Annotated in this window: 22 protein-coding genes; 12 read left to right on the forward strand and 10 right to left on the reverse strand. The window is 70.5% G+C overall.

From position 1 onward, the window contains the following. Positions 1–276: 276 nt before the first annotated feature. From RMP09_RS14360 to gspE, 7 genes are all read left to right on the forward strand, one after another. Complete coding sequence (locus RMP09_RS14360; RefSeq protein WP_409559734.1) at positions 277–912, forward strand: hypothetical protein; 636 nt, start codon at positions 277–279, stop codon at positions 910–912. 176 nt (positions 913–1,088) lie between these two features. Beyond that, complete coding sequence (gene gspK, locus RMP09_RS14365; RefSeq protein WP_310566663.1) at positions 1,089–2,018, forward strand: type II secretion system minor pseudopilin GspK; 930 nt, start codon at positions 1,089–1,091, stop codon at positions 2,016–2,018. Between the two features lie 62 nt (positions 2,019–2,080). Further along, on the forward strand, positions 2,081–3,259 hold the full coding sequence (gene gspL / locus RMP09_RS14370; protein WP_310566664.1) for a type II secretion system protein GspL: 1,179 nt from the start codon (positions 2,081–2,083) through the stop codon (positions 3,257–3,259). Continuing rightward, complete coding sequence (gspM, locus tag RMP09_RS14375) at positions 3,256–3,801, forward strand: type II secretion system protein GspM (protein ID WP_310566665.1); 546 nt, start codon at positions 3,256–3,258, stop codon at positions 3,799–3,801. The genes gspL and gspM overlap by 4 nt, the downstream gene beginning before the upstream one ends. Further along, a complete protein-coding gene (gene gspN / locus RMP09_RS14380; RefSeq protein ID WP_310566666.1) occupies positions 3,801–4,595 on the forward strand; it encodes a type II secretion system protein N in 795 nt (264 codons plus the stop codon). The genes gspM and gspN overlap by 1 nt, the downstream gene beginning before the upstream one ends. Positions 4,596–4,639: 44 nt before the next feature. Further along, positions 4,640–6,700 (forward strand): type II secretion system secretin GspD, encoded by a 2,061-nt coding sequence (gene gspD / locus RMP09_RS14385; RefSeq protein WP_310566667.1) that lies wholly within the window; start codon positions 4,640–4,642, stop codon positions 6,698–6,700. Positions 6,701–6,710: 10 nt separating this feature from the next. Beyond that, complete coding sequence (gene gspE, locus RMP09_RS14390) at positions 6,711–8,153, forward strand: type II secretion system ATPase GspE (RefSeq protein ID WP_310566668.1); 1,443 nt, start codon at positions 6,711–6,713, stop codon at positions 8,151–8,153. An 80-nt stretch (positions 8,154–8,233) separates the two neighbouring features. On the opposite strand, the gene RMP09_RS14395 is transcribed toward gspE, so the two are convergent. Next, the gene (locus tag RMP09_RS14395) at positions 8,234–9,001 is read right to left on the reverse strand and encodes a hypothetical protein (RefSeq protein WP_310566669.1); all 768 of its coding nucleotides are present in this window, start codon (positions 8,999–9,001) and stop codon (positions 8,234–8,236) included. A gap of 156 nt (positions 9,002–9,157) precedes the next feature. Between RMP09_RS14395 and gspF the strand changes: the two genes are divergently transcribed. Together gspF and RMP09_RS14405 are read left to right on the forward strand one after the other, a co-directional pair. Next, positions 9,158–10,387 (forward strand): type II secretion system inner membrane protein GspF, encoded by a 1,230-nt coding sequence (gene gspF, locus RMP09_RS14400; protein WP_310566670.1) that lies wholly within the window; start codon positions 9,158–9,160, stop codon positions 10,385–10,387. A 173-nt stretch (positions 10,388–10,560) separates the two neighbouring features. After that, positions 10,561–11,463, forward strand: coding sequence for a 5'-nucleotidase (locus tag RMP09_RS14405; protein WP_310566671.1), 903 nt, complete (start codon positions 10,561–10,563; stop codon positions 11,461–11,463). A 47-nt stretch (positions 11,464–11,510) separates the two neighbouring features. On the opposite strand, the gene RMP09_RS14410 is transcribed toward RMP09_RS14405, so the two are convergent. The 3 genes from RMP09_RS14410 to RMP09_RS14420 form a co-directional block, all read right to left on the reverse strand. Next, positions 11,511–14,483: a hypothetical protein gene (locus RMP09_RS14410; RefSeq protein WP_310566672.1), complete on the reverse strand. Its 2,973-nt coding sequence runs from the start codon at positions 14,481–14,483 to the stop codon at positions 11,511–11,513. Positions 14,484–14,523: 40 nt separating this feature from the next. Further along, a complete protein-coding gene (locus RMP09_RS14415) occupies positions 14,524–17,550 on the reverse strand; it encodes a PKD domain-containing protein (protein ID WP_310566673.1) in 3,027 nt (1,008 codons plus the stop codon). Positions 17,551–17,718: 168 nt separating this feature from the next. Then, positions 17,719–18,351 (reverse strand): response regulator transcription factor, encoded by a 633-nt coding sequence (locus RMP09_RS14420; RefSeq protein WP_310566674.1) that lies wholly within the window; start codon positions 18,349–18,351, stop codon positions 17,719–17,721. Between the two features lie 11 nt (positions 18,352–18,362). Here RMP09_RS14420 and RMP09_RS14425 point away from each other — a divergent pair, with 11 nt between their 5' ends. The 3 genes from RMP09_RS14425 to RMP09_RS14435 all read left to right on the forward strand — a co-directional run bounded on the left by RMP09_RS14425 (position 18,363) and on the right by RMP09_RS14435 (position 22,258). Beyond that, on the forward strand, positions 18,363–19,727 hold the full coding sequence (locus RMP09_RS14425) for a HAMP domain-containing sensor histidine kinase (protein ID WP_310566675.1): 1,365 nt from the start codon (positions 18,363–18,365) through the stop codon (positions 19,725–19,727). Beyond that, a complete protein-coding gene (locus RMP09_RS14430; protein ID WP_310566676.1) occupies positions 19,724–21,508 on the forward strand; it encodes an ABC transporter ATP-binding protein/permease in 1,785 nt (594 codons plus the stop codon). The genes RMP09_RS14425 and RMP09_RS14430 overlap by 4 nt, the downstream gene beginning before the upstream one ends. A 69-nt stretch (positions 21,509–21,577) precedes the next feature. Then, the gene (locus RMP09_RS14435) at positions 21,578–22,258 is read left to right on the forward strand and encodes a class I SAM-dependent methyltransferase (protein WP_310566677.1); all 681 of its coding nucleotides are present in this window, start codon (positions 21,578–21,580) and stop codon (positions 22,256–22,258) included. A gap of 28 nt (positions 22,259–22,286) precedes the next feature. Here RMP09_RS14435 and RMP09_RS14440 read toward each other — a convergent pair whose 3' ends face one another. The 6 genes from RMP09_RS14440 to selD all read right to left on the reverse strand — a co-directional run. Then, complete coding sequence (locus tag RMP09_RS14440; RefSeq protein ID WP_310566678.1) at positions 22,287–22,751, reverse strand: rhodanese-like domain-containing protein; 465 nt, start codon at positions 22,749–22,751, stop codon at positions 22,287–22,289. An 86-nt stretch (positions 22,752–22,837) separates the two neighbouring features. Next, positions 22,838–23,536 (reverse strand): haloacid dehalogenase type II, encoded by a 699-nt coding sequence (locus RMP09_RS14445; RefSeq protein ID WP_310566679.1) that lies wholly within the window; start codon positions 23,534–23,536, stop codon positions 22,838–22,840. A 20-nt stretch (positions 23,537–23,556) separates the two neighbouring features. Continuing rightward, positions 23,557–24,024, reverse strand: coding sequence for an isoprenylcysteine carboxylmethyltransferase family protein (locus tag RMP09_RS14450; protein WP_310566680.1), 468 nt, complete (start codon positions 24,022–24,024; stop codon positions 23,557–23,559). Further along, a complete protein-coding gene (locus RMP09_RS14455) occupies positions 24,024–24,650 on the reverse strand; it encodes a LysE family translocator (RefSeq protein ID WP_310566681.1) in 627 nt (208 codons plus the stop codon). The genes RMP09_RS14450 and RMP09_RS14455 overlap by 1 nt, the downstream gene beginning before the upstream one ends. A 152-nt stretch (positions 24,651–24,802) precedes the next feature. After that, positions 24,803–25,267 (reverse strand): SRPBCC family protein, encoded by a 465-nt coding sequence (locus RMP09_RS14460; RefSeq protein WP_310566682.1) that lies wholly within the window; start codon positions 25,265–25,267, stop codon positions 24,803–24,805. 96 nt (positions 25,268–25,363) lie between these two features. Then, positions 25,364–26,109, reverse strand: a 746-nt coding sequence (gene selD / locus RMP09_RS14465) for a selenide, water dikinase SelD (RefSeq protein ID WP_310566683.1), incomplete at its 5' end; no start/stop codon positions are given.

The following is a 26,109-nucleotide window of genomic DNA, read 5'->3' on the forward strand; positions in this document are numbered from 1 at the left end:
GGCGGCTGGCCCGTCTTGCCCCCCCACGCTCCACCGCTGCGCGGGTCGCTGCCCCAGGAAGGGGAAGGGACCCGGTCCTTGCCGGGTCTGGGGACTGATCCGGCTGGGGGTAGCCCGGCGCCGGATCGTCATGCCCCCCCCGCGCCACTGCGCGTCGTCCCCCCTGCTGCGCGGGGGGACGGCCTCTGTGGCCCGGCCAAGCCGGTTCCACGAGGCCCCTGGCCTTGGGGCCGTTCGCGCCAAAACCGCTCCTGCGGCTTCACCCTCATCGAACTGCTGGTCGCCATCTCGGTGATGGCGCTGCTGGCGGTGCTGAGCTGGCGGTCCATCGACGGCATGACGCGCACGCAGGCGCTGACCCAGCAGCGCGCCGACCAGTTGCTGCGCCTGCAGTCGGCGCTGGGCCAGTGGGGGGCCGATCTGGACGCGATCACCGACACGCAGGAAGTCGACCCGCTGGACTACGACGGCCGGCTGCTGCGCCTGACACGGCGCGACAGCGGCGAGACCGGGCTGGACAGCGCTGGCGTGCGCGTGGTGGCATGGACGAGGCTGGACGGGCAGTGGATGCGCTGGCAGTCGGGCCCGCTGCAACACCGCGACGACCTGGCCCGTGCCTGGCAACGCGCGGCGCTCTGGGGCCAGGCGTCGGCGCCCGATGCCGCACAACGCAGCGACACCGACAGCGCGGTGGCGGTCGCCGCCGTCGATCAGTGGCAACTTTTCTACCACCGCGGTGAAACCTGGGGCAACCCGCTCTCGTCGGTGGGCAACGAGTCGGCCGGCACCACCGGCGCCAACACCAGTCTGCCCAACGGCGTGCGCCTGGTGCTCAGTCTGACCGCCGGGCAGGCGCTGGCCGGCACCCTCACCCGCGACTGGGTGCGCCCCACGCTGGAGGCGGGACAGTGATGAATCCCCCACGCGCCGCTTCGCGTCCCCCCACCGCGGAGGGGCGGCACGGGCCGTCCGGCCTGAACGGGTCGAGGGGGCGCCCGGCGGTGCCCTGGCCAGGCGCCCCCTCGCTGCGGGTGTCGCCCACCCACGAGAAGCAGCGGCGGCAAAAAGGTGCCGCCCTGCTCTTGGCCATGCTCACGGTCACCCTCGTGGCCACGCTGGCCTCGGCCGCGCTGTGGCAGCAGTGGCGCGCCATCCAGGTGGAAACGGCCGAACGCCAGCGCGTGCAGGCGGGCTGGATCCTCACCGGCGCGCTGGACTGGGCGCGCCTGATCCTGCGCGAGGACGCGCGCAGCAACCAGAACAGCGGCAACCCCGACCACCTGGGCGAACCCTGGGCCATGCCGCTGGAAGAGGCGCGCCTGTCCAGCTTCCTGGCCGCCGACCGGGACAACAGCGCCGATCTGGAGCTGCCCGCCTTCCTCTCGGGCGAGGTGCGCGACCAGCAGTCGCGCCTGAACTTCCTGAACCTGGTCAGCGTGGCCGGCACCGGGGCGCAGGCCAGGGCCGAACTGTCGGAGCCCGATCTGCAGGCCTTCACCAAGCTCTACCGCTTGCTGGACCTGCCCGAGGCAGAACTGGACGCCGCCGCCCAGGCCCTGGTGCGGACCTCGCAGCTCGCGGCCAACGACCCGCAGCCCTCGCACACCGCGCTCCTCCCGTCGAAGCTGGCCCACCTGGCCTGGCTGGGCATCGGCCGCGCCAGCCTGGCCGCGCTGGAACCGCACGTGACCCTGCTGCCCGAACGCACCCCGGTCAACCTCAACACCGCCAGCGCCCAGGTGCTGGCGGCCAGCGTGACCGACCTGAGCCTGGCCGACGCGCAGCAGCTGGTGACCGAACGCGAACGCGACCCCTGGCGCCAGATCGCCGACGCCGCGCGCACGAAACCGGGCATCGCCACCCAGCTCAAGGCCGACCGCCACGACGTGCGCAGCCGCTACTTTGAAGTGCGCGGCCGCCTGCGGCTGGACGACACCGTGATCGAAGAACGTTCGCTGGTGGTGCGCAACAACCTGCAGCTGCGCGTGCTCTGGCGCGAACGCATCACCACCCGCTGACGACCGCAGGCTGCACACCAGACGCTATCTAGAATGGCCCCCATCCCACCCGGCCCCCACCTGTGCTGATCCTCACCCCCTCCGACTTCTCGCTCGCCCCCGCCGACGGCCCCACCGCCCAGCTGTCCTGGGTGCGGTCCGGTGACGGCCGGCAGGCGCTCGAACACGGCCGCTGCGCCGCCTCGCTGCTGCCCGCCGAGGCCGAGGTGGTGCTGGCGCTGCCGGTGCGCGCCCTCTCCTGGCACCGCCCGGCCGTGCCCAAGGTGGCCGCCTCGCGCCTGCGCGCCGCGCTCGACGGCCTGCTCGAAGAGCGCCTGCTCAGCGACACCACCGAGCTGCATTTCGCCCTGGCGCCCGGCGCCCGCACCGGCCAGACCCTGTGGGTGGCCGCGTGTGACAAGGCCTGGCTGCGCAGCTGGCTGCAGGCGCTGGAAGCGGCCGGACGCCCGGTCTCGCGCATCGTGCCCATGCTCTGGCCCACGGCCGACGCGGTGCACTGGGCGCACAACGACGGCGGCCATGCCTGGCTGGCCAGCGCCAGCGCCGAAGGCGTGCGCTGCCTGCCGCTGGCCGCCATCGGGCCCGACCGCGCCGGCGCCGACACCGCCGAGGCGCAGTGGCTGGCCGACCCGGCCGTGGCCGCGCCCGCCGAACAGGCGCTGGACCGGCGCCTGACGCCCCTGCCGCTGCACGACGGGCTGCTGCGCGCCGCCCAGTCCGACTGGAACCTCGCGCAGTTCGACCTCAGCCTCTCCAGCGGCGCGCGGCGCGGTCAGCGCCTGCGGCAGGCGCTGCGCCAGTTCCGCACGGCGCCCGCCTGGCGCCCCGCCCGCTGGGGCCTGGCCGCCCTGCTGGTGGCCCAGCTGCTGGGGCTGAACGTGGCCGCCTGGCACGAACGCCGCGCCCTGGACGACCGACGCCAGGCAGTGCGCCAGACGCTGCAGCAGACCTTTCCGAACGTGACCCTGGTGCTGGACGCGCCGCTGCAGATGCAGCGCGAGCTGGCCCAGCTGCAGCAGGCCGGCGGCCAGCTCTCGGGCCGCGACCTCGAAGCCCTGCTGTCCGCCCTGGGCAGCGCCGGCCCGGGCCTTGCCGCCCAGCGCCTGGTCTACAGCCCGGGCGAGCTGCGCCTGCAGGCCCCCGAAGACCAGTTGCGCGCCCAGGCACAGGCGATGGCGGGCGGCGCCTGGAACGCGCAGATCGACGGCCAGGCCCTGCGCCTGCGCCCCAACGCCCCATGAGCAGCACAGCCATGACCGACCGCAGCACCACGTCCCCCCTGCAGCGCCTGCGCCAGACCGTGCAACCGGTCTGGGCGGGGCTGGCGCCGCGCGAACGCCTGGCCGTGGGGGTCGCCGCCACCGTGGTGGGGCTGGCCCTCCTGTGGTGGCTGGGCGTGGCCCCGGCGCTGACCACCCTGCGCCAGGCGCCCGCGCAACGCCAGCAGCTGGACGCTCAGCTGGCCCAGATGCGCCAGATGGCCGCCACGGCCGAGGGCCTGCGTGGCCAGAACAAGCCCCTCTCGCCGGCCGGCGCCCGCGACGCACTGGAACAGGCCACCACCGCCACGCTCGCCGGCACGGCGCAGCTGCAGGTGCAGGGCGACCGCGCCACCGTCACCCTGCGGGGCACACCGCCCGACGCCCTGGCGCAGTGGTTGGCGCAGGTGCGCATCAACGCCCGCGTGGTGCCGGTGCAGGCCGACCTGCAGCACGGCGGCGCCCCCGCCGGCTGGAGCGGCCAGCTGGTGCTGGCCGGCCCCGGCCTCGGGGCGGGCAACTGATGCACACCACCGCCTGGCCCGCGCGCCTGGCCTGGCTGGGCGCCCTGCTGGGGCTGCTGCTGGCCTTGCTGCTGTTCGCGCCCGCGCGCTGGCTGGCCCAGGGCATTGGCCTGGCCAGCGGCGGGCGGGTTCAACTCGTCAACGCTCGCGGCACCGTGTGGGACGGGCAGGCCGACCTGCTGCTGACCGGCGGCCAGGGCAGCCGCAGCCTGACCGCCCTGCCCCAGGGCCTGCACTGGCAGCTGCGCCCCACCTGGGCCGCGGCACCGGCGCTGCAGCTGCAGCTGACCGCCCCCTGCTGCACCCCGCAACCGCTGAACCTGACCGCGCTGCCCGGCTGGCAAGGCGGGCGCCTGCGGGTGGCCGGCTTCCAGAGCCAGTGGCCGACCGAACTGCTGACCGGCCTGGGCACGCCCTGGAACACGCTGCGCCTGGAGGGGCGGCTGCAGCTGCAGTCGCCCGGGCTGGAGCTGCAGTGGGCCGCCGGCCGCAGCCGGGTGCAGGGCGCGCTGAACATCGAGGCGCTGGACATGGCCTCGCGCCTGTCCACCCTGCGGCCACTGGGCAGCTACCGCCTGGTGCTGAACGCCCCCGCCGGCGGCGACAGCGCCACCGTGGCGCTGCAGACCCTGCGCGGCGAACTCCGGTTGCAGGGCGAGGGCCAATGGGTCGGCGGGCGGCTGCGCTTTCGCGGCGAAGCGTCTGCCGCGCCGGGCCGCGAGACCGCGCTGGCCAACCTGCTCAACATCATCGGACGCCGCCAGGGTGCGCGTTCGCTGCTGAACATCGGGTGACGCCGGCCCACAGGCGTCCCCACACTTCGCGATAGGATGACTTCATGAAAGCCAACCCCCTCCGAGCCGCTGCGGCGCCGGGCACGTTCACGCTGCTGGCGCTGGTCTGCGCACTGGGCGGTCTGCTGCCCGCCACCGCACCGGCACAAAGCCGCGGCCAGGAACCGGTGGTGCTCAACTTCGTGGGCGCCGAGATCGAAGCCGTGGCGCGCACGCTGTCCACCATCACCGGCCGCAACGTGGTGCTGGACCCGCGCGTCAAGGGCACGGTCAACCTCTCGACCGACCGGCCGGTGTCGCCGGCCACCGCACTCAACCAGTTCGCCGCCGCGCTGCGCCTGCAGGGCTTTGCGCTGGTGGACACCGGCGGGCTCTACAAGATCGTGCCCGAGGCCGACGCCAAGCTGCAGGGCAACACCGTCAACGCCGGACCGGTGAGCCAGCTGCCGGCGTCCAACCAGATCGTCACGCAGATTTTCCGCCTCAACCACGAGAACGCGAACAACCTGGTGCCGGTGCTGCGCCCGCTGATCGGGCCCAACAACACCATCAACGTCAACCCGGGCAACAACTCGCTGGTCATCACCGACTACGCCGACAACCTGCAGCGCATCGGCCGCATCGTCGCCGCGCTGGACGTGGCCGGTGCCACCGACGTGGAAATCATCCCGCTGCAGCACGCCATCGCGGCCGATCTGGTGCCGCTGGTGAACAAGCTCATCGAATCGGGCGGTCCCACGGGAGGACCGGCCAGCGCGGGCGATGCCTCGTTCAAGACCACGCTGGTGGCCGAACCGCGCAGCAACAGCCTGGTGATGCGCGCGGCCAATCCGGCGCGGCTGGCCCTGGTGCGTGCCCTGGTGACCAAGCTGGACCAGCCCACCTCGCAGGCCGCGGCCGGCGACATCCACGTCGTGTACCTGAAAAACGCCGACGCGGTGTCGCTGGCCACCACGCTGCGCGCCGCCCTGTCGGGTGGCGGTGGCTCGACCACCGCCACGCCGGCGCGCGCGCCCACGGCGGCGGGCAGTGCCGCCACGTCCCCGGTCGCCGCCAGCGCCGCCCCGTCCACCGGTGGCCAGATCCAGGCCGACCCCGCGACCAACGCGCTCATCATCACCGCGCCCGAGCCCCAATACCGCCAGCTGCGCGCCGTGATCGACCAGCTCGACGCGCGCCGCGCCCAGGTCTATGTGGAGAGCCTGATCGCCGAGGTCAACGCCGACAAGGCGGCCGAGTTCGGCATCCAGTGGCAGGGCCCCATCGGCAAGGCCGGTGACGGCGCCATCGGCGTGCTGGGCACCAACTTCGGCAGCGGCGGCAGCAACATCTTCAACCTGGCCGCCGGTGGTGGCACGACCGCGCCTTCGGCCGGCCTGAACCTGGGCATCGCCGCGCGCGCCAACGGCGTGTACTTCCTCGGCTTCCTGGCGCGCTTCCTGCAGCAGAACGGCGAGGGCAACATCCTCTCCACCCCCAACCTGCTGACGCTGGACAACGAAGAAGCCAAGATCGTGATCGGCCAGAACGTGCCCTTCGTGACCGGCCAGTACACCAACAACAATTCCAGCAACGGCTCGGTCAACCCGTTCCAGACCATCGAGCGCAAAGACGTCGGCCTGACCCTGCGCGTCAAACCGCAGATCAGCGAGAACGGCACCATCAAGATGACCATCTTCCAGGAGGTCAGCAGCGTGCAGGCCTCGTCGGTCAACTCCAGCAGCGGCCTGATCACCAACAAGCGCTCCATCGAATCGACCGTGCTGGTCGACGACGGCGCGGTGGTCGTGCTCGGCGGCCTGCTGCAGGACGAGTACGCCGGCAACGAGGACAAGGTGCCCGGTCTGGGCGATGTGCCGCTCTTCGGCAACCTGTTCAAGAGCGAATCGCGCAGCCGCAAGAAGACCAACCTGATGGTGTTCCTGCGCCCGGTGGTGCTGCGCGACGCGCGCGCCAGCAGCAGCCTGTCGCTGGACCGTTACGAGCAGATGCGCGCGATCCAGAAAGACGCGCAGCCCGTGCCCAGCACCGTGGTGCCGGTCAACGAGGCGCCGGTGATGCCGCCGCAGGCGCCGGCGGGTTTCACGGCCCCGGCCGTCCGGTGAGCCCCCGGCCATGAGATACCCGCTGCCCTACGCCTTCGCGCGTGAACACCACTGGCTGCTGGAAGACGACGGCGATCAGCTCACCCTGCTGGGCAGCAGCACGGCGCTGGCCGACGCCGACGCGCAGACGCGGCGCCTGTCGGCGCTGTCCGAAATCCTGCGCCGGCACGATGTGCGCGAGGTGCTGTGGCAACCGGCCGAGGCGCTGGCCCAGCGCATCAGCGCCGCCTACGCGCAGGGCGAATCCAGCGCGGCCGCGGTGGTCAGCGAGGTGCAGAGCGACGCCGACCTCAGCCGCATGATGCAGGAGCTGCCCGCGATCGAGGACCTGCTGGAAACCGCCGACGACGCACCCATCATCCGCATGCTCAACGCCCTGCTCACGCAGGCCGCGCGCGACGGTGCGAGCGACATCCACATCGAACCCTACGAGCGCCATTCGAGCGTGCGCTTTCGCGTCGACGGCACGCTGCGCGAGGTGGTGCAGCCCAACCGCGCGCTGCACGCCGCGCTGATCTCGCGCCTGAAGATCATGGCCGAGCTGGACATCTCCGAAAAACGCCTGCCGCAGGACGGCCGCATCAGCCTGCGCATCGGCACCCGCGCGGTGGACGTGCGCGTCTCCACCCTGCCCAGCGCGCACGGCGAACGCGCGGTGCTGCGCCTGCTGGACAAGAGCGAGAGCAAGCTCAACCTCGAAGCCGTGGGCATGCAGGGCGATGTGCTGGAGCGCTTCAAGCACCTGCTGACGCAGCCGCACGGCATCATCCTGGTGACCGGCCCCACTGGCTCGGGCAAGACCACCACGCTCTACGCCGGCCTGCAACGGCTGGACGCCAGCACGCTCAACATCATGACGGTGGAAGACCCGATCGAATACGAGCTGCCGGGCGTGGGCCAGACCCAGGTCAACGCCAAGATCGACCTCGACTTCGCCAAGGCCCTGCGCGCCATCCTGCGCCAGGACCCGGACGTGATCATGATCGGCGAGATCCGCGACTTCGAGACCGCGCAGATCGCCATCCAGGCATCCCTCACCGGCCACCTGGTGCTGGCCACGCTGCACACCAACGACGCGTCCAGCGCCGTCACGCGCCTGACCGACATGGGCGTGGAACCGTTCCTGCTGAGCAGTTCGCTGCTGGGCGTACTGGCGCAGCGCCTGGTGCGCAAGCTCTGTGTGCATTGCCGCCAGCAGGACGACCAGGGCCGCTGGCGCCCGGTGGGCTGCGCGCACTGCAGCCAGACCGGCTACAAAGGCCGCACCGGCATTTACGAATTGCTGGTCACCAACGACGCGATCCGCGCGCTGATCCACAACCGCGCAGCCGAGAGCGAGATCCTGACCGCTGCCACCACCGCCGGCCTGCGCCCGATGCGCGAAGACGGGCAGCACCTGATCGCGCAGGGCGTTACCTCGGTGGAAGAGGTGATGAGCGTGACGCGGGATTGAGCGTCTGGTCAGCCCCGGGTCACCCGGTGGTTCAAGCATGAAAAAACCCGCCTCGGCGGGTTTTTTCATTCAACAGGCGCTCACCTGGGGGCTTGGACCTCGACCATCAAGGCCACGGTCTTGATCCGCGAGCCACCATCACCCACATCGTCCGAGATGTCCACGATGGCGTACTCCGTCCCGCTGGATGTGGTGCGGGAAAAAGCGCGCGCTTTGAAAGTGCCCCCTTCGATCGACCAGCCCGCTTCACTGAAGTACGCGGCCATCTCGGTGGCACCAAAGGAGCTAACGCCGTCGGCGTCCTCAAACTGCGCCGAACCGTCGTCGTTGAAAGCGATGCCCCCTTCATCCGCCACCGCGCCATTGGCGCACGCCATGTACCGGAACGACTTGCCGCGCAGTTCAGCGAGGTCGGTCACTTGCACCACATTGCCCGAGATGCCCACCTGGCCCGCGTTGCTCGCGGTGTCGCAGATCAGCCCGGCATGGCCATTGAGTTCGAGCAAGCCGTCGGAACCCTCAGGCCAGCTCGCACCGAGCCAGGCATCGCCGGTGGACACGACAAAGCTTCCATCCGTTTCATTCAAGGTCAGCGAGCCGCTGGACCCGTCATTTGCCACATCCGCAGACACAGGACGATGGCTGCCATCCGGAGAAAACACGAGGTAGTTCAGGGTGCCCGTGACGTCCAGACCCGTGGACGTGCCCACCGCCGGCAAAGCCACCACCGCAACGCCCCCTCCGGTATCGACCGGATCGTCCCCGCCACCGCAGGCGGCCAAGGCGGCCGCCATCGACAACGCCCCCAGGGTGAACAAGAGCCGCGGGTTGCACTTGAAAATGGACATGACAGTTCCTTGGGTGATGAATGGCTTCGAAATTGAAACCATTGGGTTACACCGTACAGGTCATGGGGGATCGGTGCATCCCTCGGCCGTGGGATGGACGGACCGGCGTTTCTGCTGGTGTTTCCCGCCCAGTTCGATGAACTACCATCGGCCACCATGCCCGCCTACACCTTCGAAGCCCTGGACGCGCAGGGCGCCACGCAGAAAGGCCTGATCGACGCCGACACGGCCAAGGCCGCGCGCAGCCAGCTGCGGGCGCGGGCGCTGGTGCCGCTGTCGGTGGAGCCGGCGCTGAACGCACCGGATGAGAGCGGCGGGCGCGGCCTGAACATCACGCTCTGGGGGGGCAACGTCTTCAACGCCACCGGCCTGGCGGTGTGGACGCGCCAGCTGGCGGGTCTGGTGGCCGCGGGCCTGCCGCTCGAACGCGCCCTGGCCGCGCTGGCCGAAGAGGCCGAGGACGAACCACAGCAACGCCTGGTGGCCGCGCTGCGGTCGGAAGTGAACGCCGGCGCGCCGTTCGCCAAGGCCCTGGCGCAACACCCGCGCGAGTTCTCGGCCATCTACAGCGCCGTCATCGCCGCGGGTGAGCAGAGCGGCCAGCTGGGTACCGTGCTCGAACGCCTGGCCGATGATCTGGAGGCGCGCGAGGCGCTCAAGAACAAGCTCATCGGCGCCTCGCTCTACCCGGCCATCGTCACCGTGGTGGCCATTGTGATCGTGGTGTTCCTGGTCAGCTACGTGGTGCCGCAGGTGGCCAGCGTGTTCGCCGGCAGCCAGCGCGCCCTGCCCTTCCTGACGGTGGTGATGCTGGGCCTGAGCGCCTTTGTGCGCAACTGGGGCTGGCTGTTGCTGTTGCTGCTGGTGGGCGGGGGCATCGCGCTGGTGATGGCGCGCCGCAACGAGGCGCTGCGCGAACGCATGGACGCGGCCTGGCTGCGCCTGCCGCTGGTGGGCCGGCTCGCGCGCGGCTACAACGCAGCGCGCTTTGCCGCCACGCTGGCCATGCTGGCGTCGGCGGGGGTGCCCATCCTGCGCGCGCTGCAGACCGCCGCCGAAACCCTGAACAACCGCGCCATGCGCGCCGACGCGCTGGACGCGCTGGTGCTGGTGCGCGAAGGCGCGCCGCTGGCCTCGGCCATCGGCAGCAAAAAACGTTTTCCGCCACTGGTGAGCATGTTCGCGCGCCTGGGCGAACAGACCGGCCAGCTGCCGGTGATGCTGCGCCGCGCGGCCGACCAGCTCAGCGCCGAAGTGCAGCGCCGCGCCATGCACCTGGCCACCATCCTGGAGCCGCTGCTGATCGTGGGCATGGGCCTGGTGGTGATGCTGATCGTGCTGGCGGTGCTGATGCCGATCATTCAGCTGAACCAGTTGGTGAAGTAGGTTCCCCCCGCGCCGCCTGCGGCGTCACCCCCCAAGGGGGCAACGCGTGCGGCCCGGCAAAGCCGGTTCCGCCGCGTTCTCGACATGACTCCCCCTCGCCGCGGCGGTGCGCCTTTGTTCGGCTACCCTTCGCTCTTGCTGCTTTCCCCCTCACTCTGCCGAGACCCTGACCCATGCCCGTAACGCTTGATGGCCAACTGGTGGTTGCGATTTCTTCGCGGGCGCTGTTCGACTTCGAAGAAGAGAACCGCCTGTTCGAGACCGGGGACGACCGCTCGTACATGAAGCTGCAGCTGGACCGGCTGGAGGTGCCCGCCGCGCCGGGCGTGGCGTTTTCGCTGGTCAAGAAGCTGCTGGCCTTCAACGACGCCACCACGCAACGGGTGGAGGTGGTGATCCTCTCGCGCAACGACCCGGTCTCGGGCATGCGGGTGTTCCGCTCGGCGCAGCACTACGGCCTGCCCATCCAGCGCGGCAGTTTCACGCGCGGCCAGCCGCCCTGGCGCTACCTGCGGCCGCTGCGCGCCAACCTGTTCCTGTCCACCCACCTGGCCGACGTGCGCGCCGCGCTGGACGCGGGCGTGCCCGCCGCACAGGTGTACCCGCTGTCGGTGCACGCCAGCGACGCGCACCCGCACGAGGTGCGCATCGCCTTCGACGGCGACGCGGTGCTGTTTTCCGACGAGGCCGAACGCGTGTACCAGGCGCAGGGCCTGAGCGCCTTTCAGGCACACGAGGCCAGCCACGCCGCCCAGCCGCTGGCCGGCGGCCCGTTCAAACCCCTGCTCGAAGCCCTGCACCGCCTGCAGACCGAGGGCACGAACGACATGCACATCCGCACCGCGCTGGTCACAGCGCGCAGCGCACCGGCGCACGAGCGCGCGATCCGCACGCTGATGGACTGGAACATCGAAGTCGACGAGGCCATGTTCCTCGGCGGTCTGCCCAAGGGCGAGTTCCTGCGCGAATTCGAGCCCGACTTTTTCTTCGACGACCAGACCGGCCACATCGAACACGCGTCGATGCACGTGCCCAGCGGACACGTGGCCTCGGGGGTGTCCAACCCTTCCCGTTAAGCCAGCTGCCGGGCGCTGCCCAGCGGGCAGGGCCGGGTGAAGAGGCCTCAGGGGAAGTTGGTCACTGGCACTGGCGCGTACCTGACGGTGGTGCTGCCGTCGCCGAGTTGCCCATGGGAATTATCCCCCCAGCATTGGGCGCCGCCAGCGCTGGTGAGCACGCAGGTATGGTAGCGACCCGCATCAATGGCGACAACTCCGCTGTCCAGACCGCTCACGGCCACCGGCACCGGACTGTTGGTGGTGCTGCCGTCGCCGAGTTTCCCATCGAAATTCTCCCCCCAGCATTGGGCGCCAGTACTGGTGTGCGCGCAGGTATGTGAGTCATCCGCTGCAATGGCAATCACCCCGCCGTCCAGACCGCTCACGGCCACCGGCACCAGGCTGCGGGTGGTGCTGCCGTCGCCAAGTTGCCCATAGTAATTGTTCCCCCAGCATTTGACGGCGCCAGCGCTGGTGAGCGCGCAGGTATGGGAGCTACCCGCAGCGATGGCTCTGACCCCACTGCCCAGACCGCTCACGGCCACCGGCACCGGACTGTTGGTGGTGCTGCCGTCGCCGAGTTGCCCAGCACCGTTGTTCCCCCAGCATTTGACGCCGCCCACGCTGGTGAGCGCACAGGCATGGCGGAAACCCGCACTGACTGCGACGACCCCACTGTCCAGGCCGCTCACAGCCACCGGCACCAGGCTTTGGGTGGTGCTGCCGTCGCCGAGTTGCCCTTGGTCGTTGTGCCCCCAGCATTGGACGGCGTCCGCGCTGGTGAGCGCACAGGCATGGCGGGCACCCGCACTGACTGCGACGACCCCACTGTCCAGGCCGCTCACAGTCACCGGCACCGGACTGTTGGTGGTGCTGCCGTCGCCGAGTTGACCAGCCCAGTTGTACCCCCAGCATTTGACAGCGCCGACCTCGGTGAGCGCGCAGGTATAGGCGTCACCCACAGCGATGGCGCCGACCCCGCTGCCCAGACCGCTCACGGCCACCGGCACCGGACTATTGGTGGTGCTGCCGTCGCCGAGTTGACCGACGAAGTTGCCTCCCCAGCATTTGACGCCGCCAGCGCTGGTGAGCGCGCAGGTATGGCTGTAGCCGGCACTGATCCGATCCCCTTTCACAGCGGCCACGGCCGAGGCCCGGCCCAACTCCAGCTTCTGCGCCGGCAGCGCCCGGGAGGTGACAAAGGCGGTCAGCTCGCTGGCCGTGCCGGCGCTCAGTGCCACAAAGGACAAGGTCACCCGGTCCAGACCTTCGGCCACCGCGATGCGGGCCACTTCTTGCGCAGCGGCGGTGCCCACCTTGCGCATCACAATCACTTCATCGACGTTGTAGATGCTCAGGAAGCGGGTGGTTGCCGGGTCGAATTGCACCGTGGCCTCGACGCGCTCGCCGCTCTGGAATGCGTCTTGCGCCAGCGTCAGATTGCCTTGGGGCGAAGATGCCAGCGGCGCACTCAGCTCGATCAGGTTTTCAGCCACGCCATTGAGGCCCAGCCAAGCCGCCAGGCCCTGGAAATCGGTGTCCAGCCCGGCTTTGAGCAGCGCCGCGATGCCGTATTTGGACGCGTACTCAGGGTCGGCGATCTGGCCCTCCATGCTGGAAAAGCTGCTCTGCAAGGCCACCCCCAGCTTGGCGTACACGGCGTTGAAGCGCAGCGACGTGAATATCGGGTTGCCTATGGCCAGCTGCGCTTTGCCAAAGCCGAACAGGCTGGGCTCCAGGCGCAGGTTGCCCAGGTCCGGGCCGCTGATCGAGGCCTGGTTGGTGACCGTGGGCTCGCTCACGGTATGCACCAGCGAACAACTGCCGCCGCCAGGGCAGGCCACGCCCAGGTCCAGCTTGCTGGAGCGTTGGGTCACGTTGATGATCTGCACCGCGCCGGGCAGCTCCACCTTGCCGCTGAGTTCCATGCCCGCGCCGAAGGTGATCAGGCCACTCAGGAAGGCGGCCACCGGGCCCGGCATGGGAATGCGCACGACCGCCAGGTCAATGCCACAGGAATACTTGGCATCAAACCCAGCGGTGAGTTCCAGCGACAGGTCGGTGGTGATGCCCGGCTCGGCGGCCAGCACCAGGCGCTCCAGCCCGTTTTCCGGCGTGTGCAGAATGTCCAGCGCGGGCTTGAAGTCCAGGCTGAAGCCGGGCACCTTGCTCAGCTTGAAGGGCAAGGAGTCCGCGCCGCCCGTCCCCTCCACGGTGCCTTCACACTCCTTGAACGGGGGCAGCGCCATGGTGCCGCTGACCACTGCGGCCGGGCGCGCCCTCGCCGCCGCCGCCCGGACCACCGCCGGTTTGGGGGTGAAGGTGAGGCGCGTGCCCTCTCGGGTCACGTCGTAGGTGTCGAGCACGTCCGCCGGTATCACCATCTCGGCCTGGCTCAGGTCGATGGTTTCGTCGATGCGCAAGGTGGGCAATATCTCGCGCAGCGGCACCAGGACCAGCGTCACGGTGTGCACGCCATTGGCATCGGTGCTGACAGCCTGCACCCGCCCCACCACGATCTTGGCTTCGGTGTTGAGCAGCAGTTGCCCGACAGCGGGCGCGGCCACGCCGCTCAGGCGCACGCTGTAGGTGTTGCTGATGCTGGGGGTGGCAAGCGGGTCGGTCTCGACCGGTTCGCCCACGATCTGCGCGTCGGTCAGCAGCAGCGTGCCTTCTGGCACGCGGGAATGGAACACCAGCAGCGGCGCGGACTTGAGCCCGCCCACGCGGGCCGTGATCTGGGCACTGCCGCCCTCGCCCAGCGCGGTCACCAGCCCCGCGCTGTCGACGCTGATCTGCCCGGGCTGGGTGCTCTCCCAGGCCACCGTCGCCGTCATGTCGCGCCCCTGGCTGTCGAGCACGCGCGCGCTCAGGACCTTGGTCTGCCCGGGCTCGGTGAGCAGCACGGCGCTGGTGGTGATGTCCACGCGGGCGGGTGTGGCCGTGGCGTCGGCCCCGGCGCCGCCGCCACCGCAGGCGGTCAGCAGCGAAGACGCCACCAGGATCATCAGCAGCCCGAACAGGCCTTGTCGTTTCATGCTCGCTCCTCTCAAGTTCTAAAAGCCCCTGGCGGCACGGTCAGGGGAACACCACGCCCAGCGGCACCAGGGAACTGGGGTAGCTGGGCGGGTTCTGCACCACGCCGTCCACCTTGAAGACCTCACCACCGGCGCCCAGCACGCCGTTGGCGCCGTTGCCCAGGCACTGCACGGCGCCGCTGGTGAGCCGCACACAGGTGAAGCTGTCGCCCACCGCGAGCGAAGCCACCCCGCTCAGGCCGGGCACCGGCGCGGCCGTGGTGGTGCTGGCAGGCGCCGCGACACCACGCGCCTGTGCCGCGCCGCCCCAGCACGCCACGGTGCCGTCGGCCAGCAGGGCGCAGCTGTGGGTAGTGGACATGGCCAGCGCCACCGCGTTGTTCACGCCCGGCACGGTGACGGGCGGCCCGCCCGCGACCGCTGGCGTACCGAACCCGCCGAGCACCCCGCCGGCGTACTGACCCCAGCAGGCCACCGTGCCGTCGGCCAGCAGCGCGCAGGCGTCGTCGTCGCTGGCCGCGACCGCCACCGCGGTGCTGATGCCGGTCACGGCCACCGGCGTGGTCGAGTTGGTGAGGCTGCCGTTGCCCAGCTTGCCGTAGCGGTTGTCGCCCCAGCAGCGCACACCACCGTCGGCCAGCACGGCGCAGCTGAACAGGCCGCCGGTGGAGAAGAACCCGCCCGAGGCCACGACGCCCACGGCGTTGCCCAGGCCGCTGATGGTGTGCGGAACCGAGTTGGCGACCCGCACGTCGCCCCAGCACCGCACGGTGCCGTCGTCGAGCACGGCGCACAGGTGGTCGTCGCCGCTGGACAGCGCCTTGGCCGTGCCGATGCCGCTGACGGTGACCGGCGCCACCGAGCTGCTGGTCACACCATCCCCCAGGCCACTGTGCCCCAGGGTGCCCCAGCACCGCACCAGACCATTGGCCAGCAGGCTGCAGGTGTGGGCGGCACCGGCCACCACCGCCGTGGCAGAGGTGATGCCCACGCTGGCCTGCAGCGGCACGCCGGACGACTCCAGCCCACTGAAGATGTTGCTGCCGCCGACGGTGACGGAGCCGTAGCTGCGACCGAGGTTCTGCCCGAAGTTGTGCCCCCAGCACCAGGGGCTGCCGTCACGAACCGTGCACAGGTGCCGGCCGCCGGCGTCCATGGTGGTGGCCGGGGTGAGCGTGCTGTAGACCGTGTCGCCACCGGTGTCGGGCGACAGGCTGAGCGCACTGTGCTGACCGAGGGCATCGGTCACGGTGAGGCGGACGGTGAAGCTGCCGGCGCTGGCGTAGCTGTGGCTGACCGCCACGCCGCTGCCGCTGCTGCCATCGCCGAAGTCCCAGGCGAAGGTGGTGAGTGTCGCGTCGCCGGGCAGGGTGGCCGTGGCGTCGAAGTGGCGCAGCAGGCCCGCGCCGCTGCTGACCGCCTGCACCTGCGGGCCCTGGGGCAGGTTCACACAGGCGCCCAGATCCAGCGACGTGTTGCCCACCGACAGCGGCACCGTGCGCTCGGCCAGCGAGGCGTCGGGCGGCGTGATGCGCAGGCTCAGGCTGCTCTGGATCGGGACCGAGAACACGAAGTCGGGCTCGGTGGCCGTGGCGGTGAACGGCGCTGCCAGCAGGGTGTCGCCCAGCAGCACGCTGACCTGGGCGCTGGACTGGCGGTAGCCTGCCCAGCCCTGCACGCAGCCGGTGAGTGGCACGCGAGTGTCGGCAACCACCAGGTCGTCGAGCGCCACGTCGCTGCCCGCCACGGTGGCGCTGACGGCGGTGGCCGGCAGGTCCCGGCGGGTGTCGGTGCGCACCAGCCGGGCGGTCACGAGGCCGGCGTTCGGGTGGATGGGCGAAACGTAGCGGCCCTCACCGTCCAGCCCCACCGTGAAGCTGTCGAACAGACCCGTGATCTGCACCCGGTAACCGGCCAGCGAACCGCTGCTGACCACCACACGCCCGCTGAGCTGCACCATCTCTTGAGGTGCCAGGCAACGCGGCAAACGATCGACCGCCCCGACGGCACCGGTGCTGAACGTCAGCGCATCCAGCAAAGCGCCGGTGCTGTCGACCAGGCGCATCTGCACCTGCGCGTTGGCCTTCACGAGCAGGCGCCCCGCCTCCACCAGCGAGGTCGCGTTGTAGTCCAGGCCCACGGCCTGCACCCGCAGGCCTGCGGGCACCGGGCAGTTGGCGCCGCCCTGCGTGGCGCTCAGGTCGATGCGGGAACTCACGTACACCTTGTCGGCGTTCCAGGTGCTGAAGTGGCTCACCGTGCCCTCGTAGTACGCGGCGCCGGTGGCCGGGTCGGTGCGCAGCGTGGCCGTGCCTTCCTGCGTCCAGCGGCCGGTGGTTTCGTTCAGGTGGTAGAGCGGGAAGGTGGCGGGCAGCGACGCGCCCGCGGCCGGCGTGGCCGGGATGCGGATGGTCGCGGTCTGGCCGCTGGCCAGGTTCAGCGGCGCGCCGCTGGCGTCGGTGAACTCGATGTGCAGGGCGCCCAGCGATTCAATCGGCTCGCCGCTGGCGGCATCGACCATCAGGCCCGGCATCTGCCCAATGTCGGCGCTGGGGTCGATGGGGGTGAGCGCCACACCGGCCGCGCCGGCGGCCAGGGGCTGACCGTCCTCGCGCACCAGGCTGCCCGCGGCCAGCGCCACCCGCGCAGGGGAACCGGGCACGCGCAGCACCGCGGCCTGCGCCGGGTCGAAACCGAGCGTGGTGGCCACCGGCAGCAGCAGCACACGGCCGGCCACCGTGGCGTTGGCGCTGGCCGATGCCGCCGCGCGCCAGCTGCTGGCATAACCGGTCTTCTGCACTTTCAGCACAACCGGTGTGGCGGCGTCGAGCGTGAGCGCAAAGCGGCCCTCGGCATCGGTGCTGGTGGCGGCGTCGGTCCCGGCCACCGCGCTGGCCGAGACCACCGTCACGGCGGCACCGGCCAACGGCGCGCCCTGCTCGTCCACCACCTGGCCGGCGGACTGCACGGTGAGGGGGGCCCCGTTGTCGTCATCGGCCGCCGTGCCGGAGCCCCCGCCGCAGGCGACGAGCGCCAGCGACAACAGGCCGGAAAAGAAGAATTGCATGCGCATGGTGGTCACCCCTGGGGCGCGACACCTGCAGCCATTGCCGGTCGGTCATCGCCGTCCGGTCAATGTAGGAATTTGTTACTCGTCCGACAATTCGCCCGGTGGCGTAGGCCGGCACCGTTCGCCTACGCACTTGGGCGTAGGCGGACGCTCCGGCACCGACGCTCAGCCCGGCGAACGGGCCTGCGCGCGCACCGCGTAGGCGGCCATTTCGGCGCTGTTGTGGATGCCCAGCTTGCGGCGGATGTTCTCGCGGTGCTTGCGGGCCGTTGCTTCGCTGATGTCCAGCCGCTGCCCGATCTCCTTGCTGGTCAGGCCTTGGCCCACCAGTTGCAGGATGGTGGTCTCGCTGGCGGTCAGCGGCATCTCGGGCGTGCGACCGGCTTCGGGCACGAACACCTGCGCGATGGCCCCGCTGATGTAGCGCCGCCCACCGGCCACGCGGCGGATGGCCAGCAGCAGCTCGTCGCTGTCCTCGTTCTTGGGCAGGTAGCCTGCCGCGCCCAGCGCCAGCGCCGCGCGGATGGACTGCGCATCCATGCGCGCCGTGACCACCAGCACCCGCACGCCCGACTTGGCCCGCCGCAGCGACTCCATCACCCCCAGGCCGTCCAGCAGGGGCAGGCCCAGGTCCAGCAGCAGCACGTCGGGCTGCAGGGCCAGCGCCAGATCGCGCGCTTGCTCTCCATTGCGGGCGATGCCCGCGCAGTGCAGGTCGGGCTGGGTGCCCAGCAACAGTTGCAGGGCGTCGACCAGCAGGGCGTGGTCCTCGGCAATCAAAACCTGGATGGGTGGCATAGTGGCAAATTATGGCCACGCTTGAGCAGTACGAAGAAAACACCGTCGCGCACTATTTCGCGCACGAGGTGCATTTCCCGTACGTCAGCGTCACGCTGCTGTCGCTGGTGGCCGCCTGGCTGATGTGGGACACGGTCCCTGTCGCGCACACGCTGCTCTGGCTGGGGCTGGGCACCGCCTCCAACCTGGCGCGCGAGGTCTTCGTGCGCCACATGCGCCCGCTGCTGGCCCAGGGCCAGGGGCACCGGCGGCTCATTCAGGGCTTCACCGTTTCGGCCTTGCTCAACGGCATCACCTGGGGCGCCTTTGCCTGGCTGTACTTCGACGCGCAGGCCCCGATGACCCTGCTGCTGGTGGGCGCCTACCTGTCCGGCCATGTGGGTGGCGCGGTGACGCCACTGTCCATCCACCTGCCCACGTTCTATGCCTTTTTGCTGCCCGCCCTGCTGCCCTATGTGGGCCTGCTGGCGGCCGCGGCCACGCCCATGCACACCGTGCTCTCGGCGCTCACGCTGCTGTTCCTGCTGTCCATGGCCGGGTACGCGCGCCTGACCAACCGCCTGCACCGCGACGGCATCCGCCTGCGCTATGAAAACCAGCGCCTGATCCGCGACCTGGAGCTGCGCAAGGCCGAGGCCGAAGAGGCTTCGCGCACCAAGGGCCTGTTCCTGGCCGGGGTCAGCCACGACCTCAAGCAGCCGGTGCGCGCGATCTCGCTGTACGGCGCGGTGCTGCGCCACCAGGCCGGCGGCAACACCGGCGTGGCCGAGACGGCGGCCAAGATCGAGGCCGCCGCGGCCGAGGTGCAGGACCAGATCCACCGGCTGCTCGAACTCTCGCGCCTGGAATCGGGCAGCTTGCGCCCGAACCCGCAGCCGGTGGACCTGCAGGCCCTGTTCGACCAGCTGCGCGCCCTGTTTGCCGAGCAGGCCCGTGCCCGCGGCCTGCACCTGCACCTGGCCGCCGCACGCGGCCACTGCGTGCTGGCCGACCGCGCGCTGCTGCAGTCGGTGCTGGAGAACTTCGTCAGCAACGCGATCAAGAACACCGCGTCCGGAACCGTGTACGTGGGCCTGCGCCGGCGCCACGCGTACCCGCCTGGCCGGCGGCTGTGCATCGAAGTGCGCGACAGCGGCTGCGGCATTCCGGCCGAACGCCTGCCCTTGCTGTTCGACGCCTACCGCAGCTTCGACGACCGCGCCGGCGCCGAAAGCCACGGTTTGGGCCTGGCGCTGGCCCGGGCACAGGCCAGCTACCTGGGCGGCGACATCGCGGTGAACTCTGCGCCCGGTTGCGGCTCCACCTTCACGCTGTGCGGCCTGCGCATGGCCGACACGGCATCCCCCCTTCTCCGCACCCCATCGGTAAACCCATGACGACAACCCTGTCCAGACTCCAGAGCTTTCGCCTCTTCGCGCGCAAGGTGGCCGCCCTGGCCCTGCCCTACTTCCAGTCCGAAGAAAAGTGGAAAGCACGGGCCTTGCTGGCGGCCATCGTGGCGCTCAACCTGGGCGCGGTCTACATGCTGGTGCTCATCAACGACTGGAACCGGGTTTTCTACGACGCGCTGCAGAACAAGGACGCCGCGGTGTTCTGGCGCGAGCTGGGACGCTTCACCTACCTGGCCTTCGGCTTCATCATCATCGCGGTCTACCGCTTCTACCTCACGCAGCTGCTGGAGCTGCGCTGGCGCGCCTGGATGACCGGCCACTACCTGGACCGCTGGCTCGCGCACAAGGCCTTCTACCACCTGGAACTGGCGCGTTTTTCCAAGGCCGATGGCGCCACGCCCGACAACCCGGACCAGCGCATCTCCGAAGACGTCAACCAGTTCACCGCCTACACCGTCAGCCTCAGCATGGGCCTGCTCAACGCGCTGGTCACGCTGGCCAGCTTCATCGGCATCCTGTGGTCGCTCTCGGGCAGCTTCGGTTTTGATTTCAACGGCGGCCACTACGTCATCCCCGGTTTCATGGTGTGGATGGCGGTGGTCTATGCACTGGCGGGCAGCGTGATCACGCACTTCCTGGGCCGTCCGCTGATCGGCCTGAACTTCCGCCAGCAGCGCGTGGAGGCGGACTTTCGCCACCACATGGTGCGGGTGCGCGAATACAGCGAATCGATCGCGCTGGACCGCGGCGAACCGGTCGAGCGCCAGCAGGCGGGCAGCCGTTTTTCCGAGGTCCTGGCCAACTACCTGCGCCTGCTCAAGCGCCAGAAGACGCTGACCTGGTTCACCGTGGGCTACGGGCAGGCCGCGGTGGTGTTCCCCTTCATCGTGGCGGCGCCGCGCTTCTTCAGCGGCGCCATCCAGCTGGGCGAACTGATGCAGATCTCGTCGGCCTTCGGCCGTGTGCAGGACGCGCTGTCGTGGTTCGTCGACAACTACGACAGCCTGGCCGCCTGGCGCGCCACCACCGACCGCCTGACCAGTTTTGAAGAGAGCTTTGCCCAGGTGCAGCAGACCGCGGCCGCCGCCCACGCCGAGCTGCGCACCGCCGCAGACGGCAACACGCTGCAGATCGACGAGCTGCAGATCCGCCTGCCCGATGGCAGGCCGCTGCTGGCGGCCAGCGGCCTGGCGCTGCGCGCGGGGGACCACGTGCTGGTCAGGGGGCCATCGGGCAGCGGCAAGTCCACGCTGTTCCGCACGCTGGCCGGCATCTGGCCCTGGGCCCAGGCCCGGCTGGCGCGGCCGGCGGACTTCGATGAGCGCGTCATGTTCCTGCCCCAGCGCCCCTACTTCCCCAACGGCGCGCTGCGCGACGCCCTGGCCTACCCGGCCCCGCCCACGCGCTACACCGACGCGCAGTTGCAGCAGGCCCTGAGCGAGGCGCTGCTGCCGCAACTGGCCGACCAGCTGGACCGCCAGGACACCTGGGGCCAGAAACTCTCGGGCGGTGAACAGCAGCGCCTGGCCATCGCCCGTGTCCTGCTCAAGCGGCCGCGCTGGCTGTTCCTCGACGAGGCCAGCAGCGCGCTCGACGAAGACGCCGAGCGCACGCTCTACCCGAAATTGCGCGCCCTGGTGGCGCAGGAAAACGGCGCCCTGGTCTCCATCGCCCACCGGCCCACGGTGGCCGCGTTCCACGAACAGCAGTGGCGGCTGGAAGGCGACCCGGCGCTGGGCCGGGGCCTGCACGTTCAGCCCAGCTGACCAGTGGGGCCTGCGGCCCTTGCGGTCGCGGGCATGAGGCCGTACGCTGGTGCCCCGCCTGGAACGTTCATGGTCACCGCTCCCCCTCCGGTCCACGGGTCCGACACCTCGGCCCCGGAGGCCATGCTCGCGCTCTACCGCGCGCGGGCGGCGGACTACGACGACGAACTCAGGCCCTTCGAGCCCTTGCGCGAAGCGGCCATTGAACGCCTGCAGCTGCAAACCGGCCAGACGGTGCTCGACGTGGGCTGCGGCACCGGCCTGAGCTTCGCGCCGCTGCTGCAGCGGCTGGGGCCCCGGGGCCGCATCGTCGGCATCGAGCCCTGCCCCGACATGCTGGCCCACGCCCGCGCACGCCTCGGCCCCGCGCAGCGCCCGCAGGTCAAGCTGGTGCAGGCGTCGGCCCAGGCGGCCCGCTGGCGCGGCCAGGCCGATGCGGCCCTGCTGCACTTCACGCACGACATCGTGCGCCACCCGGCCGCGCTGGACCAGGTGTTTGCCCACCTCAAACCCGGCGCCCGCGTGGTCGCCACCGGCCTGCAATGGGCCCCGCCCTGGGCGGTGTCGGTCAATGCCTTCGTGCTGGGGGCGGCGCTGTATTCGATCAGCTCACTCGAAGGCCTGGACCGGCCGTGGAGTGGGCTGGAAGATCGGCTGGATGGCTTCGAGGTGACGCCCGAGTGGATGGGCGGGGTCTACATCGCGTCGGGGACGGTGCCGGACACGGACCCGCGCAACGCCGCGCCGTGACGACGCGGCCCCCCTCGCGGCCTGCGGGTCAGTGCTTGGCGGGCGCCGTGGCCTTGGCCGCGGCGTCGAAGCCGCCCTTGGCCTTCCACTCTTCCATGCCGCCCTGCAGGATGCGCACGTTGTCCCAGCCCGCCACGCGCAGCGCAAAGCCGGCCTGGGCCGAGAGCGAACCGGTGTTGCAGTAGATCAGCACCGGCTTGTTCCTGGGAATGTCGTTGCGCCTGGCCAGCACCTGGCGCCAGTCCATGTTGATGGCGCCGGGAATGTGGCCCTTGGCGAACTGGCCCGCGTCGCGGGCGTCGATCACCACCATCTTCGGCCACTCGTCCTTTGGGATCTGTTCCGCAAAGATGACACCGCCGCCGTAGTCGACGAACTCCAGGTAGGCGGCCATCTCGTCGGTGGCGATCGCCTGGTTGTCGGCGTGGGCCGCGGGTGCCAGCAGCAGGCCGGTGGCGGTGGCGGCCACCAGGGCCAGGGTGCGGAAGTTCATGGGCGCTCCAAAATATCAGTTAATGCTGATATTTTCGCTGCTTTATAGGGGCATCGGGATCAGTTGAAACCCGGGCGTCCGGTGGCTCAGCAACCGAGCTGCTCGGCCAGGTGCAGCAGGTTCCGCGCGTGCCAGGTGTTACCGGGCTGGGGCGACACGTCCTTGGGGTGGGCGGCGCCGAACTCCATCGGGCGCTCGACGTAGGCGGTCTGCAGGCCGCAGGCGCGCGCGGCGGCCAGGTCGTCGTGGTGGGCGGCGACCATCAGCACCTCGCCGCGCTCGGCGTCGAACACCTCGGCCGCGCCCCGGTACACGCGCGGGTCGGGCTTGTAGGCGCGGAACACTTCGGCGCTGAGCACGCAGTCCCAGGGCAGGCCGGCGTGTTTGGCCATGTCGGTCAGCAGACCGAGGTTGCCGTTGGACAGGCTGCAGATCGTGCAGCGCGCCTTGAGCCGCGTGAGCCCGGCCACGCTGTCGGGCCAGGCCGCGAGCCGGTGCCAGACGCGGTTGAGCTCGGCGCGTTCGGCATCACCCAGCTGGCCCAGGCCAAAGCGCGGCAGCAGGCCGTCGAGGATTTCGCGGTGCAACACGTCCAGTTTCACGAAGCCGCGGCCACCGCTGCGCACCGCCTCCATGGCCGGCTGGTAGCCCGCGCGCCAGGCCAGGGCGAAGGCGTCGGCGTCCGCCTGCGGCCAGCGAGCCGACACCTCGCGCACGATGGAGCCGTGCCAGTCCACCACGGTGCCGAAGATGTCGAAGACCAGGATGCGGGGCACGGAGTTCATGATCGGTCGCCCTTCGGCGCTCAGAGCCAGCGGCGCACGCGCCGGGTATAGGCCGTGTAGGCCTCGCCGAACAGCGTGGTGAGCACGCGCTCCTCGGGCTGGATCTGGAAGCGGGTGATGTAGAGCACAAAGGCCACCGGCCCCAGCCAGGGCCACAGCGCACCGAGCCAGACCGCCAAGGCCGTCAGCAAGCAGGCCATGCCCACGTACATGGGGTTGCGCGTGATGCGGTAGACGCCACCGGTCACGAGCGCCGAGGTGTGGGTCGGCCTGAGCGGGTTCACGGTGGTGCGGCGGCGCACGAAGGCGATCAGGCCCGTCAGGTCAAAGCCGGCACCAACAGCCGCGACGGCCAGGGCCAGCCAGAGGCGCGCCGGGTCCGGCACAGCGAGCCCCGGCCCCAGCGGCGCCAGGAACCACATGGCCACACCGACCACCAGCCCCACCACCGGCGGTGGCACCTTGAGTTCCAGCCAGCGGGTGTTCATCAGCCCGCTTGCCGCTTGCTGGTGGCCAGCAGGCCGGCCGCGAGCAGGAACACCACGCCGGTCAGCCGGTTGAACTGGCGTGCGCGCTGCGGCTGCTGCAGCCAGCGCTGGGCGCGCGCGGCGCTGAACGCGTACACGGTCAGCCAGCCAAGTTCAAAGCACACGAAGGTGGCGCCCAGCAGCAAAAACTGCGGCAGCTGCGGCGCCGCCGGGTTGAGGAACTGCGGGAACAGCGCGCCGAAGAACAGCAGCGCCTTGGGGTTGCTCAGGCCCACCAGAAAGCCCTGCGCAAACAGGCGCCGCCCGCCGGCGACCGCGCCGCCCGCCACACGGATGTCCGACGCCGGTGCCAGCAGCGCGCGCACGCCCAGGTAGGCCAGGTAGGCGGCGCCGGCCCACTTGAGCGCGGTGAACAGGGCTTCAGACGCCGCGAGCAGCGCGCCCAGGCCCAGCGCCGACAAGGTCATCAAGCCGACGATGGCCGAGGTGCTGCCCAGCGAGGTGATCAGCGCCTTGCGCGGGCCCAGGTTCACCGCCGTGGACACGCACATGAGCACCGAAGGACCGGGCGTGACGGTGAGCACGAAGACGGCGGCGACGTACAGCAGCCAGGTGGAAAGCAGCATGGGAACGGCCTTGTGAAGAGAAAGGGGCTTTTACAGGGCAGACGATGGTCGGCGACCCGTGGTTCAAACCAGGGCCAGCGCGGAACGGTCCTTCGACCAGCGCAGGACGGGCCGCTGCTGGCGCCCTCTCGCGTTGGCGGCGCGGGGGTGCTTCATATCTCAGCCGGGATGTCGGGCTCGACCAGCTGGGCCAGCAGTTGCAGGGTCTCCTGCCAGCCCAGGTAACAGGCCTCGACCGGGATCACGGCCGGGATGCCGCTCTGCACCGCGGTCAGCTCGGTGCCGACCGACACCGGCTTGAACGTGAGCGTGGTGATCATCTGACCCGGCAGGTTGGGGTCGTCAAACACATCGGTGTTGACGATGCGTTCGCCGGGCACCAGCTCCAGGTACTTGCCGCCAAAGGCGTGCGTCTGGCCGTTGCTGAAGTTGGTGAACTGCATGCGGTAGATGCCGCCCACGGTGGCGTTCATCTCCAGCACCCGGCCGGTGAAGCCGTGCGGCGGCAGAAACTTGGCCATCGCGTCGGGGTCGAGGAAGGCGCGGTAGACGCGATCGGGCGGCGCGCGCAGCACGCGGTGCAGGGTGACGGTGCCGGTATCGGTGGAACTGCTCATGGGGTTCTCCTCAAGGGTGGGAATGCGATCAGGCCGAACGCCGGCCTGTGCGCTCACGACGAAACAGGCGCCGCGGTTTCGACACCGGTGCCTGGCTCAGACCACCTGCAGGCGCACGCCGCCGGCCTGCGCCGGCACGATCTCGCCCACCTCGGCGGCGGCGTCAAAGCCGTGTTTACGGAACACGGCCAGCACCTCGTCCACCGCATCGGCCGCGCAGGCCACCAGCAGGCCGCCGCTGGTCTGCGGGTCGGTCAGCAGGGCCTTGTCCACGGGCGCCAGGCCCTCGGCCAGGCGGATCTCGTCGCCGTAGGCGCCCCAGTTGCGGCCGCTGGCACCGGTGACCATGCCCTGCGCGGCGAGCTCGCGCACGCCGCCGATCAGCGGCACGCGGGCCATGTCGAGTTTCACCGTGGTGTTCGAGCCGCGCGCCATTTCCAGCGCGTGGCCGGCCAGGCCGAAGCCGGTCACGTCGGTCAGGGCGTGCACGCCGGCGATGGCGGCCAGGTCGGGGCCGGGCGTGTTCAGCTTCGTGGTGTTGGCGATCATCTGCGCATAGCCGTCGGCGCTGAGCGCGTCTTTCTTGAGCGCGGCCGAGAGCACGCCCACGCCCAGCGGCTTGCCGAGGATCAGGCGGTCGCCCACCTGCGCGTCGGCGTTGCGCTTGACGCGCTTGGGGTGCACCAGGCCGAGCGCGACCAGGCCGTAGATGGGTTCCACCGAGTCGATGGTGTGACCACCGGCGATGGGGATGCCGGCGGCGGCGCAAACCGAGCGGCCGCCGTCGAGGATCTTGCCGATGGTCTCGGTGCTGAGCACGCTGATGGGCATGCCCACCAGGG

Source organism: Hydrogenophaga sp. (genome assembly GCF_031426985.1).
Lineage (GTDB): Bacteria > Pseudomonadota > Gammaproteobacteria > Burkholderiales > Burkholderiaceae_C > Hydrogenophaga.

Coding starts and splice junctions, on each gene's coding strand:
- RMP09_RS14460 (WP_310566682.1), bottom strand. CDS start 25,267: ATGAGCAGTTCCACCGATACCGGCACCGTCACCCTGCACCGCGTGCTG.
- RMP09_RS14450 (WP_310566680.1), bottom strand. CDS start 24,024: ATGAACACCCGCTGGCTGGAACTCAAGGTGCCACCGCCGGTGGTGGGG.
- RMP09_RS14405 (WP_310566671.1), top strand. CDS start 10,561: ATGCCCGTAACGCTTGATGGCCAACTGGTGGTTGCGATTTCTTCGCGG.
- RMP09_RS14430 (WP_310566676.1), top strand. CDS start 19,724: ATGACGACAACCCTGTCCAGACTCCAGAGCTTTCGCCTCTTCGCGCGC.
- gspD (WP_310566667.1), top strand. CDS start 4,640: ATGAAAGCCAACCCCCTCCGAGCCGCTGCGGCGCCGGGCACGTTCACG.
- gspM (WP_310566665.1), top strand. CDS start 3,256: ATGAGCAGCACAGCCATGACCGACCGCAGCACCACGTCCCCCCTGCAG.
- RMP09_RS14425 (WP_310566675.1), top strand. CDS start 18,363: ATGGCCACGCTTGAGCAGTACGAAGAAAACACCGTCGCGCACTATTTC.
- RMP09_RS14435 (WP_310566677.1), top strand. CDS start 21,578: ATGGTCACCGCTCCCCCTCCGGTCCACGGGTCCGACACCTCGGCCCCG.
- gspE (WP_310566668.1), top strand. CDS start 6,711: ATGAGATACCCGCTGCCCTACGCCTTCGCGCGTGAACACCACTGGCTG.
- RMP09_RS14445 (WP_310566679.1), bottom strand. CDS start 23,536: ATGAACTCCGTGCCCCGCATCCTGGTCTTCGACATCTTCGGCACCGTG.
- gspK (WP_310566663.1), top strand. CDS start 1,089: ATGCTCACGGTCACCCTCGTGGCCACGCTGGCCTCGGCCGCGCTGTGG.
- gspF (WP_310566670.1), top strand. CDS start 9,158: ATGCCCGCCTACACCTTCGAAGCCCTGGACGCGCAGGGCGCCACGCAG.
- RMP09_RS14410 (WP_310566672.1), bottom strand. CDS start 14,483: ATGAAACGACAAGGCCTGTTCGGGCTGCTGATGATCCTGGTGGCGTCT.
- RMP09_RS14395 (WP_310566669.1), bottom strand. CDS start 9,001: ATGTCCATTTTCAAGTGCAACCCGCGGCTCTTGTTCACCCTGGGGGCG.
- RMP09_RS14440 (WP_310566678.1), bottom strand. CDS start 22,751: ATGAACTTCCGCACCCTGGCCCTGGTGGCCGCCACCGCCACCGGCCTG.
- gspN (WP_310566666.1), top strand. CDS start 3,801: ATGCACACCACCGCCTGGCCCGCGCGCCTGGCCTGGCTGGGCGCCCTG.
- RMP09_RS14415 (WP_310566673.1), bottom strand. CDS start 17,550: ATGCAATTCTTCTTTTCCGGCCTGTTGTCGCTGGCGCTCGTCGCCTGC.
- RMP09_RS14455 (WP_310566681.1), bottom strand. CDS start 24,650: ATGCTGCTTTCCACCTGGCTGCTGTACGTCGCCGCCGTCTTCGTGCTC.
- RMP09_RS14420 (WP_310566674.1), bottom strand. CDS start 18,351: ATGCCACCCATCCAGGTTTTGATTGCCGAGGACCACGCCCTGCTGGTC.